The following is a 12825-nucleotide window of genomic DNA, read 5'->3' as shown; positions in this document are numbered from 1 at the left end:
AATGACCAGGAAGCAGACGATCCAAAGATGGCTGATGAAACGGGGATGGATCATTCTTTATATTGGCCTGATGTCGGGGGCGGTCTTCTTTATTATGCAAGGCAGAAGGGAACCTATTGAGGACAATGCCCAGGAGAAAATTACACTCACCTTCCGCCATTTTTGGATTAAGGAGCATGACCGGCCATTACTGGCTATTTTTGAAGAGGTTGTGGAGGAGTATCAGCAGGAGCATCCTAATGTCAAAGTGAATTTCGAGGGACTGGACCAGACCATACACCGGGAGCAAAAGCTGAAGAGTGAAATGGTTACCGGTACGCCGCCGGATATGTTCGTGTTATTCGGAGGGGCCGAGATTGAACCTTATGTCCGCTCCAACCGTTTGATGGATTTGACGGACTTTGCCGAGGAGAACGGTTTGAAGGATCAGTTCAAGGATCTGCACCTCTGGACGTTCAATAATAATCATATTTACGGTCTGCCGATTGAAGGCAATGCGGAGCCGCTGTACTATAACCGGACGATCTTCAACAAGCTCGGTATTAAGGTGCCTGAGACGCTGGCTGAACTGGATGAGGCGATCCGCCAACTGAAGCAGGCCGGCTACATTCCCTTTGCGCTCGGCAATGAAGACCGCTGGCCTGCGGGAATATTTGCCCATTATTTAATGGACCGCTATGCCGGTCCGGATCTGATCCAGAAGCTGGTCACCGGCAAGGATGGAGCCAGCTTTGAGAACAGCTATTACAAACAAGCTTTCCGGCATTTGGGTGAGTGGATCCACGAAGAGGCATTTAGTCCGCTCTCTAATGATACATCACCGGAAAATGCAGTCGGCCTGTTTACAAACGGGCAAGCTGCCATGTATTTGAACGGCAACTGGGATATTAACCTGTTCACTGGAGAGAAGGCATCTGAGGGTTTCCAGAACGAGGTAGGGGTTATTCCGTTCCCGGCTCTAGGAAGTGATGAGGAAGCCTCTATTGCGGGCGGGTACACCATCGGAATCGGATTGTCTTCGAGCCTGAGCGGAGCCAAACGGGAAGCGGCGCTTGCGCTGATGCAAGCATTCTATACACAAGAGATACAGAGACGGATTGTATACGAAGGCTTAAGAATCCCGTCCATGCGGATTATCATTGATCCGAATAAGACAGGGCCGGTATTTGCACAAGTCATGGAGATGATGGAGAAAAATCAGCAGAGCTTTGTGCCGTATGATAATCTCCTTTCCCCTGAGGTCAAGAAAACATTCCTGAGTGTCATAGAAGAGATGATTGATGGCGGTCTGCAGGGCAATGAGGCATTAAAGCAGCTGCAGGCCTCATCGGAACAATACTGGAAATTGATTCGGAGCTCGGCCATTCAATAAGCCTGGGGGGGTCTTTAGATGGGGGTAACACAGGTGAATTATAAAGTGCTGCTGGTGGATGATGAACCGGTCATTCTGCGAAGCTTGAAGGTTGCCATACCGTGGGAAGAACTTGGCCTTACTATTGTGGGGGAAGCGCGGAATGGGGAAGTGGCGCTGCATATGATCGAGGAGACGGAACCTGACATTATCATCAGCGACATCCGCATGCCAGTTCTTGATGGTATTGCACTGATGAAGGAGGTGCTGCCGCGCAGTGGTAAGCTGATCTTTATCTTTATCAGCGGGTACGGGGAGTTTGAGTATGCACGGGAAGCACTGCGGCAGGGGGCATTTGATTATTTGCTGAAACCAATTGATCATGAGGAATTAACCGAGATGCTCACACGGGCCAGAGCAAGACTCGACCATCAGAAGGAGAATGAACAGCTGATGCTCTCGGTACAGACTCTGTCGATGCTGGCCCGTGAGCGGATGTTTGCCGAGTTCACGCTTGGTAATCCGCGTCCGCTTCAGCATCTCAAATGGCTGGAGAACAGTGAGCTGGAGAGCGACTATTTCATGGCGGTGGTCCGGCTGGATCATTATGCCGCTCTGATCGCCGAGTGGAGTGTGGAGGAGAAGCGCCTTTGGCTGTTCGCGGTAAGGAACATTCTGGAAGAGTGGTCGCTGGAAAATGGTGTGTTGTCTGTGTTCCCGTTCTATAACGGTGAATGGATCCTGCTTTTTCCAGGAAATCTTACTACCGGCAGAAAAGAACTTGGCGAACAGTTGATCGAAGGGATCAAAAGATATTCCAAGCTGGAATGTTCAGTGGGGATCAGCCGCATCACACACGGGCTTAATCAATTGAGCACCGTGTACCCGCTTGCTTGCAAAGCTCTGTACCAGCGGTTTTATTCAGGTCAGGCAGGTGTATTCCTCGATGAGGATTCCTTACCTGGCGGAAGCCGGGAAGTGAAATATCCGAAAGAGCTGGAGCTTGCCCTGATTGAAAGTATCCGCACCGTAGATCTTGAGCGGATGCTGTCCTTATTCGATGAATTGTCCAGTTTCATTGAAGCACAGGGATTGCCGCAGGAGCTTGCGGAGAGGCTGATTATTGAGATGATTGTGGTGCTGTACCGACAGTTTGAACATCTCAATATGCATACTGACTGGTCCTTAGAAGGATTGCTCAGCAGGCTACACGGTCTAGGTACACTTTCAGCTATGATTGCGGCACTGAAGATGGAATTTCGCGAGTGGATGCTGGAGAGCCATAAATCTGCCACCCGTGAGGATGGCCGGAGCATCGTGGAGAAGTCCAAACGGTATATTGAGGCAAATTACCATAAGGATCTCAGCATAGAAGAGGTATCGGAGGTCGCAGATCTGAGCATCAGCCACTTTTGCACCCTGTTCAAACAAATCTCGGGCTATACCTTCCTGGAATACGTAACCCACTGCCGGATGGAGAAAGCCAAATATATTTTGCAGAACAGCAATGTTAAGGTCTATCAGGTTGCACCGCTTGTCGGCTATCAGGATCCGCGTTACTTTACGCAGGTATTCAAGAAAGCCACCGGAAAAACACCTACGGAATACCGTGAATTGAATTCCCGGCAGGCTAATTAGGCTTTGCCTTATCTCTGATGTTAAGTTTGCCTAACAAAACCGCAGGAGCTGGTCTTGAAGACCTTTGCTGCGGTTTTTTGTTGTATTGGTGGTTGGCTTGATGCTGTCCGGATACATGGAAGGAGCTTTCTCCCAGGGATAAACGAGGTGTTCAGCCTGTCTCCCTGTCATAAGTATGACATTTGTCATACTGTATCATTGATGTTTATGTCTTCCGCAGATGACACATACTTCTCTATAATTAAGATAGATGAATGTATCCGTGACCGGGCACATCCGAGGAGGAAATGAACAAGATGACTACAAACCAGACATCACAGCTCTCCAGCCTGAAAAAAAGCATGGCCCCTTTTGAAAAAACTAATCAGAGTGCGAGCATCAGACAATTGATCAATACACTCGTTCCGCTGGTACTTTTATGGATGGCAGCCTATTTCAGCCTGTCTGTATCCTACGGACTCACGCTTTTGTTCGCGGTCCCAGCTGCGGGATTCGTGATCCGCACCTTTATTATTTTCCATGACTGCTGCCATGGCTCGTTCTTCAAAAACCGCAAAGCCAATGATATCATCGGCACGATTACGGGCGTACTGACGCTTGTACCCTATCGCCAGTGGAAGCATAGCCATTCTATCCATCATGCCGGGAGCAGTAACCTCGATAAACGGGGAATCGGCGATATCTGGATTATGACGGTAGAGGAGTATATTGCTGCGAAGCCATTGAAGCGCCTGTACTACCGCATTTACCGCAATCCGCTGATCATGTTCGTGGTCGGGCCGATCGCTGTCTTCCTGATTCAGTACCGTTTCAATGCCAAGGGTGCAAGACGCAAGGAGCGGATGAACACTTACTTAACTAATGTTTCTATTGCCGCACTTTATGCTGCATTGATCTGGGCCATGGGCTGGCAGGCTTTTCTGCTGGTACAGTTGCCTGTTGTATTCGTATCCGGCTTTCTAGGCATTTGGCTGTTCTATGTACAGCATCAATTTGAGGATTCCTACTTCGAGCATGAAGAGGAGTGGAGCTATGTATCAGCCGCAGTGGAAGGCAGCTCTTATTATAAACTGCCTAAGCTGCTGCAATGGATTACCGGTAATATCGGATTTCACCATGTTCATCATCTAAGTCCGAAGGTGCCGAACTATAATCTGGAGCTGGCACACAATGCCTCCACACCGCTGCAGCATGCAACAACGATTACCATCGGAACCAGCCTGAAGGCCCTCCATTTCCGCTTATGGGATGAAGAGAATAAAGGTTTTGTCGGTTTCAGGGAGATCAAGGCGAGAATGAAAGAGCCGAAACCGGGAACAGATGGCCTGAAAGTCATCAAACCCGGATTCCAGGGCGAATAAAATATATAGCAGAGAAAGAAGCAGCCGGAGAACATCAGGCGCTGCTCTTTCTCTTTTTTTGCTGCATATTGTTGGAGGATGCTGGGTTTATGCTAAAATGGGGGTACAAACTTGCTGGCAAAAAGGATGGCTGACATGCAGAAGTGGCATCATATTTTTCACAAAAGTACGGGTCTCAGCCCATATGTATGGGTAGTGTTTTATATTCTCCCGTTTTATTTCATCTTCCGTTCCGCTTCGGTGAATCAGAACCAGTGGGTCTATGGAATCGTTATGATTATGGTCTTTTTCGCCTGCTATGTCCTCTCCTTCAAATCGAAGGGCTGGGTTGTCTATTTCTGGACCAGTGTGCAGATCGTTGTCTCAATTACCATGACTCTGCTGTTCGGATATATGTATTTTGCTTTGTTTATTGCCTTTTTTATCGGGAATATTCAGAAAAGAGCCGGTTTTTTTATTCTGTATTCGATTCATCTGCTGACCACTATCGTAGCTATCAACTATGAGCTGATTACTAGAAACCCTGTATTCATCTCACAGATTCCGTTTGTATTGGTGAGTATGATCGCGGTAGTTCTTCTGCCCGCGACAACGCATAACCGGAACAACCAGGATAAGCTGCAGGGTCAGCTGGAGGATGCCAACAAACGCATTTCTGAACTGGTAATCATGGAGGAGCGGCAACGGATCGCCCGGGATCTGCACGATACACTTGGACAGAAGCTGTCGCTGATCGGCCTCAAAAGTGATCTGGCCGGCAAATTGATTTACAAAAATCCGGCGCAAGCGGTACACGAGATTAATGACGTCCGCCAGACTGCCAGAAGTGCACTCAAGGAAGTCAGGGAAATGGTTACGCAAATGCGCGGAATCCGTCTGGAGGATGAGCTGGTACGTATCCGGCAATTGCTGCAGGCGGCAGAAATTGAATTCACTTTGGAGGGCAGTCCGAGGCTGACGAATACCTCCTTGATTACAGAGAATGTACTAAGCATGTGTCTGAAGGAAGCTATTACCAATGTAGTGAAGCACAGCCAAGCAACACTTTGCCAGGTGCTGATCGAACCGTCACGGACCGACCTGCAGATTAGGGTGAAGGATAACGGTACGGGAATTGAAGGAACCAACCTGTACGATAAGGGACACGGGCTGCAGGGGATGAAGGAGCGGCTTGAATTCGTGAACGGAAGTATGGATGTAGTGCAAGATCAAGGAACGACGCTCGTCATTAAGGTGCCGAATGTCTTTAAGCAACCGGAACTGGAGGTAAAAGAACTATGATCAAAATAGTAATTGCTGAAGATCAGCGCATGCTGCTGGGGGCACTTGCTTCCCTGCTGGATCTTGAGGAAGATATGCAGGTGGTAGGCCGGGCAAGCAACGGTGAGGAGGCTGTCAAGCTCGTGCAGCTGCACCAGCCGGATATTTGTATCATGGATATTGAGATGCCGGCGATGAGCGGTCTTGAGGCTGCGGAGGCCTTGAAGGATTCTGTCTGTAAAATAATGATTCTGACCACCTTTGCACGTGCGGGGTATTTCGAACGTGCTGTCAAAGCCGGTGTGGATGCTTATCTGCTGAAGGACAGTCCAAGTGAAGAGCTTGCGCTCGCGATCCGCAGTGTAATGGCCGGCAAAAGGCTCTATGCTCCCGAACTGATGGATGAGGCCTACAGCAATGAAGCGAATCCCTTGACCCAGCGGGAGAAGGAAGTGCTCGGACTCATTGCCGATGGCAAAAATACGAAAGAGATCGCCAGCCAGCTCTACATCACAACCGGAACAGTACGCAACTACATATCTGTAATACTCGATAAGCTTGACGTAGGGAACCGGATTGAAGCGATTACCCGATTTAAGGAAAAGGGCTGGTTTAAATAAACCGGAGATGTAAAGCCTGAGCGTATGTTAACAAGGCTTTGAATTGTATCTATTTTCTATTTCGCATGCACCGAAGATACATATAAAGTCCCGAAACCAGAAAATACAAGAGAGCTGCAAACAGAAACCTCCATAAGCTCACTGCTGTTCCATGATAAGATTGCGATAATTGCCTGACTCCGAACAATGTGACAGATAGAACCATGAGATCACATAGTAAGGCAAATAACAATCTACTGAGCTTATTTAGCTTAATCCGTAAAGCCCGCAAGTTCCATATAGAAGCAATTACCTCCAGTGAAAGTATGGAAATGGCTGCACCCTTATAACCGAAACCGGGGATTCCTACCAGAAAATATTGGACAATAATGGAGCAGGTGATTCCTGTAAGAAGTCCGTAAAATGGACTCTTCCTGATATCCTGTGACCACAAAATACTGGTGGAGATTTCGCGAAAACCCACCAATAGGGGGATCGCCGCTAAATATTTTATAGCAGGTCCGGCTGTTTCTGTATTGAAGATAAATAATGATAGCTCAGGGGCATATCCCTTTAGAAATAGGGCTGTTGCCATTCCCCATAACCAGCATATTTTTAAGGCTGTAGCGGAAAGATGATTAAATCTCTTCATCATTCCCTGCTGCCACTCCGCCGCCATTTGCACGGTCAGGGTGTGGCACAAGGCTCCAGTCAGAAGGGTGGGCGCATAGGCTACAATGACAGCCATTCCATAGATTACTCCATATATAGAGGTTGCTTCGGATGTGCTATAGCCAGCTGCTAGCAGCCGATTGGGAATGAGTACAGCATCTATAAATTCAGAGGCGGGAATGATAAGTCTTGTGGCAGAGATCATAAGTGAAGATTGAATGAACCAGAAGATCGGAAGAGACTGGACTGAATAACTGGTGTTGTTATGAAAGCTTGCTTTATTTATAGAAATATAGACAGTGAGCAGAGAAAAGGCGAACAATGCGCCTATGAAAGTACTGTAAATCCCTGAACCTATTGCGCGGTTGATCCCAAGGGGCAAGACATGCCAGACAATCAATAGTAAGAAGAAAATTCTGGAGGATTGCTCGATAATCTCGGACAGCGCTATAACCCCAATTTGTTTGTGACCCTGCAAGTATCCCCGCACCAATCCCAAGAGCGGCACAGCTAACAGTGCAGGAGCGAGACTTCGAATTGAAAATTCCAGACCGGGATTACCTAGCCTTTCGGAGATAGCGGTGGCCTGCCGAAAAACCACCAGACTGACAATTCCTCCAGAAAAAATAACGCCCAGCGATATGATTTTAAGTAGACTCCAGCTTTGGGCAGGTTTCTTTGCACTTGCCATAGCCAAGGTTGTCGGCAATCCCCCTGTGAACATAAGCACAAATCCGTAAAAAGAGTAGGCGATTTGATACAGACCAATTCCTTCTGCACCAACAATTCTTGTCAAGATCACACGACCGATCAGTCCGATTAGTTTCACGATGAACAAAGCAAAAGCTCTGATTGCAGATTGCCTTAACAGACGGGAAACTTTCATAATACCTCCAACATAACACCAATATCATATGATTAATTTATGACATTGATTCTGTGTTATGCTGACAAGCCTGAATTGTTCATCCTTTGATGTGAAAAAGCTGGTATTTGGTATCTTCGTCCCAGCCCAGATCAAAAGGAACGCGATACCGGTCTGCGGTGTGAGAATTGACAAGCGGATAGCCCGAATCATCAAATCCGACTATCACGGAGAAATGGTCCGTATCATCGTGCTTCAGGATATAGCCAATCAGATCTCCAGGCTGAAGCTTTGAAATGGCCCCACCGGGATATTTATTAGACGGGGACATAATCTGCTGATAATTGCCTTTGGCAATTAGTTCCCCGTATCCTGACCTCAAGAGAAATCTGCTGAAGGAATCGGTTTGTACCCAGGTTTGTGTGCCGCCGGATTTATAGAAATACCGCCAGGCTCCATTCATTGGCAAACCTCCGCCTTCTTCAGAATCCCCGATAACCTGTGAGGCAAAGTTCGTACAATCCCCGCCTTTACTGGTATAATCCAGATATTTTTTATTATAGTGATGCTGATTTCCAGCCCCCCATGCAGCTCCGGCATATTTATTTGCATATGCGACGGCCCGCAGGCGATTGAAGTTCTTGTCATCATTTTGATTTGATTTGGGTGTGACAGAAGGAGCAGCCCGCTCAGCTTTTTCCGCGATCTTCCGGGGATTCTCATCCAGAGGGTCCAAATACCATTCGCGCGTGATTCTCCAGTGACCGTTACTTTTCTTCAAGGTCATAAAATGGCGCGTCCCAACGCCGAAGTATTGCTCAGGGATAATTTTATTGTTGTATACATAGGTGATTTTAAGTGATTGTACCAAAGATACTTTGGCGGTATCTCCAATGATGCTCCGGCGGATCATCCGAATGTTGTTGTTGGCATGGATTAATTTAATATTCCGCTTCTCCGCCCAAGTATTCATATATTCGGTTCTATTGCGTTCATGCTGGAGAGCATGTTTACTCAAGGTCTGTTCCATAAAGTAATGTTCCTTAAGGAGACCCGTTTTGCCATTAATGATGATTTTGGCTCTATCCGCATAAATGTTTTCAAGCTCGGCTTCAAGCTCACGATCGGGTTCACTGGGATTTGCAGCAGCCCTTTCAACGGAGAAATGTAAGGAAACAAGCAGAAGAATAACAGCAGAGACGAGATATCTGTTTTTCATTAGTGTCAAAGTTCACCTTCCAGTCTTGTGGAAATACATGATTATCATGGAATGCTTTTTACGATTATCCATTTGTTGTTCAGAGCACATTGACAAGATTGCTACAGACCATTTTTTTTTGTGTTTACTACAAGAAATTTTTTGTTGCGAGAATTAATATTGCCCAACACGCTACGGGTTAATATGGGTATTTAATGCCATTTGAAATGCAATGCTTCAGATGAACATTATAAGATGGCTTCCGGGCTTCATTCGGGCGTTATCTTTTTGTTTTTGCGAAATTAATTAGGGGCTGTCAATAAACTTATCTTTACATGACTTTATTCCTGTTTTTCCCGCCTGAGCGTGTCCCGGATTGGAACCGGTGGATATTTTTGCTAAGATAAATGCAAACATGTGATCTTATCCCTTAATCTGGGTAATGACGTAATGAAGTACATGTGTGCAAATAACACAATATATCAGCTGAACTGCCACCTAATTCAGTCGGGAGGACAACTAATTTGCCTGAACTAACATCATCCTATGTAGATTCGCTCGCACCCAATGCCGCTGCCATTAAGAATGGCCAGGGTCTGGTGCGCAAGAAGAGCTTCGTACAGCTGCATGTTTCAGAGAATGGAGAGTTGCTCTTTGGTCAATGCGCCGGGAGCGGTAAAACCCCTTACGAATGCTCTGTGGATTTTATTACCCCTGAAAGTCCGGTGTTCCGTTGTACCTGTCCCAGCCGCCAGTTCCCTTGCAAGCACACCTTGGGCCTCCTTTATGCTTATGTGGATGGGCAGGCTTTCTCGCTAGCACCTGTGCCGGAGGATGTTGCCTCCAAACGTGAGAAGGCGGAGAAACGGGTTGAGAACAAGGCGAAGCAGACGGCCGAGGGTACCGAGAGTAAGCCAAAGAAGGTCAACAAGTCTGCATTGAAGAAGAAAATAAACGCACAGCTCGAGGGACTCGATCTGCTGGAAAAGCTTGTGCTGTCTCTGATCCGCGGCGGATTATCCTCCATCGACAACAAGACACTCAAAACCATACAAGAGCATGTGAAGCAGCTTGGTAATTATTATTTATCTGGAGCGCAGACACAGCTGCGCAGGTTTGCTCTGTTGCTGGGCAAGGGAGAGGACAGAGAAGAGGGTTATACATATGCCATGGAGCAGTTAACGCGGCTGCATGCTTTTATCAAGAAAGGCCGGATCTATCTGACAGCCAGAGCCGAGGACCCGGAGCTGGCTCTCGATCATGAATCTTCGATTGATGAATGGCTGGGACATGCATGGCAGCTATCGGAGCTTAAGGAGTATGGGCTGGTGAAGGAAAATGTGGAGCTAATGCAGCTTGCGTTCTATAGTTACGATGATGCTGCCCGGCAGGAGTTGGTAGATGTAGGCTACTGGCTGGAGACCGCTAGCGGCGAGATTCACCGGACTGTGAATTACCGTCCTTATAAAGCTGCCAAGCTGATGCGGGAGGAAGACAGCTTTTTTGAGCTTGCCTGTATTCCGCTGCTGTACACTTACCCGGGAGATATGAATGTCAGAGTGCGTTATGAAGAAATGACATCAAGAGCTGTAAGTGATGCAGATCTCGAACAAGTCTTGGTAAAAGCTAGCCGTTCTTATGCTGAGACGCTCAAGAAGGTCAAAAATCAATTGAAGAACCCTTTAAGTGATAAAACCCCTGTTGTATTACTTCATGCATCCAGCCTCGGTGTGACCGAAAACGGCCAGTATGTGATCACGGATGAATCCGGAGCCGGGCTGGTATTGGAAGACATTCCTTCGTTGCCTCAGGGCACCCTTGAGCTGCTCCCGTTCCTGCCTGCATCTGCTCTGAAGGATTGCTGCATGCTGGTGATGTTCGAGCATCTGCTGGATCAGGGACGCCTGGTAGCTCAGCCGTTATCCCTGATCCAGGGTGGGTCGATTACCCGGCTATTGTACTAACTGTCTATAAATATCATATACGTTCTTATATATCCTATAGGGGGACAGCCCATGAGTACAGCATTATTGCAAGAGCTTCACCAAGAGGTCAGAAGATTATATATCGCCGGCAGTGATCTGGCCGCAGGTGATTTCCGCCTAAAACGGCTGCTGCCGCAATTTCAGCAGCTTGGCGAGCGGGCTGCAGTGTTCAAAAGGCTCGGGGAAGGCATTGCCTCTCTGCTGGAGCCCGGGGACGGGCAAGGAATGCAGGCCGCGACCCGGCTGCAGGAGCTGACGCTGCTGCTGGAATCGGTGCTGTATACCCAAGGGGTTACTGCACCAGAAGGCACTCCTGGTGAGCTTCGCAGCCGTAATCTTTTGCTGGAGACCAAATATCCTTACCGTAAGCTCGCCGCAGTACGGCAGGCGCTCACTACCACCGGGAGCGGCAGATATGAGATTGTAATTGAGGCTTTTAAGGAGGGGATGTTTCAGGATCTTCGTCTGCTTCCGCTCGCGATTGCGGCACTCAATGATCCTTATTCCGAGATCGCCGAATATAGTATGTCGGAGATTCTCCCGGCCTACGGTCCTGACATTACCGGCTATCTGATCGAAAATCTGAATATCACCGGCGGTAAAAGTGAAGTCCGCAAGCTAAAGACCATCGCCAAGGCGGGAGGAACGGAAGTGCTTGAAGAGATCTTTCATGCTGCTGAAACCGGCAGTGACGAGATCCGGGCCGCTGCTATTGAATGCCTTGGCACACATGAAGCTTACCTGCCAGCCCTGCTGGAGTGGAGTACCGATAAGAAAAAAGTGATCCGCGAAGCTGCGTATAAAGCACTGGCTGCAGGCGGTTCACCACAAGGCGAGGAACGTCTGTATGAAGCTTTTTCGGGCAAAAAAGACCGGGAGCTAGCTGCAGATGCTATAGTGCACAGTTCTTCAGCAACACTATTTGAAAAGCTGTCAGTACTATATAACAAAGAGTTGCATGAAGCGCCGCAGGAGAATGTGGATAAGAAGCATACGGAGGAAGTATGGAACAGAATCCGGCCGTTTGCGACGGTTCTTTCCGGACAGCGGAATTCGCAGTTGGATGAGCTCTACAGCTATGTAATCCAGGAATATAGACGGTTTGCTTCCCTGGGCTTTACGACTGTAATTAATGAAGCCGCGTGGTATAAACAGAGAGCCGCTTCGGAATCGGCTTTTGAGGAGCTGCGACAGCTGGAAAAACTTGATTCCCGCTATTTCCCGCACTTTTTCCGCGCAGCCCAGCAGCTGATGTCACCTGAGGAGCTCTACAGACAATTTGGCGGCACGCTGATAAACAAGCTAAAAGCTGTAGTCACCAAGGATTCTGCGCAGCGTAACAAGCTGCTTATGGATACAATTATGCAGCAGGTTATGAATGTAGAGGAAATATGGTATGACGCAGTCTGGGACCCGCAGAGGGAGCGTCCATACCGTGAGATGGGAATGCTCTCCCCCGAAAAAATCCAGGCCGCATGGGACCCTCGTTGGTTGGATTTGTTCATACATCGGGATGTGACCGAGCTGGTATGCGCTTTTGCCCGACCGGATCATGAAGAATCCCGCAGCTATCTGCTGAATAAATTGAGCGATCAGAGCATCCAGCAGAAAAAGCAGCGGAATCATGACTTTATGGCGAATATCTTTACAGGTCTGGCGCGTTCTGGGATGCCGGATTCTGAACTGAATGAGCTGCAGATATCGGCAATGGAAAATGAGAAGGGCTATAGTCCCTACAGATTTGAATATGCCCAATTCCAGCAAATGCTGAAGTTTCCCGTAAGCTTCATCAGCCGTCTGGAAGCACTTCTCCCGAATCTGAGGTACTACGAAAGCCGTGCGCAGCTGGAATATGTGATCAATCAGCTTCGCAGCCAGGAATAATCATGAGCGGTC

General features: G+C 48.0%; 9 protein-coding genes. 7 read left to right on the top strand and 2 right to left on the bottom strand.

Annotated elements, in window-relative coordinates:
- The first annotated feature begins 1 nt into the window (after position 1).
- The 5 genes from ACAN54_RS04755 (at position 2) to ACAN54_RS04735 (ending at position 6230) form a co-directional block, all read left to right on the top strand.
- Positions 2–1372 carry an ABC transporter substrate-binding protein gene (locus ACAN54_RS04755; RefSeq protein ID WP_379153089.1) on the top strand — a complete coding sequence of 457 codons (1371 nt, stop codon included), beginning with the start codon at positions 2–4 and terminating at the stop codon, positions 1370–1372.
- Between the two features lie 18 nt (positions 1373–1390).
- Entirely contained in the window at positions 1391–2989 is a 1599-nt protein-coding gene (locus tag ACAN54_RS04750) for a response regulator (RefSeq protein ID WP_379153086.1), read from the top strand.
- A 296-nt stretch (positions 2990–3285) separates the two neighbouring features.
- On the top strand, positions 3286–4350 hold the full coding sequence (gene desA / locus ACAN54_RS04745; protein WP_379153083.1) for a Delta(5) desaturase DesA: 1065 nt from the start codon (positions 3286–3288) through the stop codon (positions 4348–4350).
- A gap of 135 nt (positions 4351–4485) precedes the next feature.
- Positions 4486–5631: a sensor histidine kinase gene (locus tag ACAN54_RS04740; protein ID WP_379154177.1), complete on the top strand. Its 1146-nt coding sequence runs from the start codon at positions 4486–4488 to the stop codon at positions 5629–5631.
- Positions 5628–6230 carry a response regulator gene (locus tag ACAN54_RS04735; RefSeq protein ID WP_379153080.1) on the top strand — a complete coding sequence of 201 codons (603 nt, stop codon included), beginning with the start codon at positions 5628–5630 and terminating at the stop codon, positions 6228–6230. The genes ACAN54_RS04740 and ACAN54_RS04735 overlap by 4 nt, the downstream gene beginning before the upstream one ends.
- Positions 6231–6279: 49 nt before the next feature.
- On the opposite strand, the gene ACAN54_RS04730 is transcribed toward ACAN54_RS04735, so the two are convergent.
- A complete protein-coding gene (locus ACAN54_RS04730; protein WP_379153078.1) occupies positions 6280–7767 on the bottom strand; it encodes an oligosaccharide flippase family protein in 1488 nt (495 codons plus the stop codon).
- A gap of 79 nt (positions 7768–7846) precedes the next feature.
- Complete coding sequence (locus ACAN54_RS04725; protein WP_379153076.1) at positions 7847–8965, bottom strand: amidase domain-containing protein; 1119 nt, start codon at positions 8963–8965, stop codon at positions 7847–7849.
- Between the two features lie 503 nt (positions 8966–9468).
- On the opposite strand from ACAN54_RS04725, the gene ACAN54_RS04720 reads away from it, so the two are divergent.
- Positions 9469–10908 (top strand): SWIM zinc finger family protein, encoded by a 1440-nt coding sequence (locus ACAN54_RS04720; protein WP_379153074.1) that lies wholly within the window; start codon positions 9469–9471, stop codon positions 10906–10908.
- Between the two features lie 51 nt (positions 10909–10959).
- The gene (locus ACAN54_RS04715) at positions 10960–12813 is read left to right on the top strand and encodes a HEAT repeat domain-containing protein (protein ID WP_379153072.1); all 1854 of its coding nucleotides are present in this window, start codon (positions 10960–10962) and stop codon (positions 12811–12813) included.
- Positions 12814–12825 lie beyond the last annotated feature (12 nt).

The sequence above is a fragment of the Paenibacillus diazotrophicus genome, assembly GCF_042610465.1.
The sequence above is the reverse complement of the archived record's forward strand: the minus strand, read 5'-3'. Positions and strand labels throughout refer to the sequence as shown.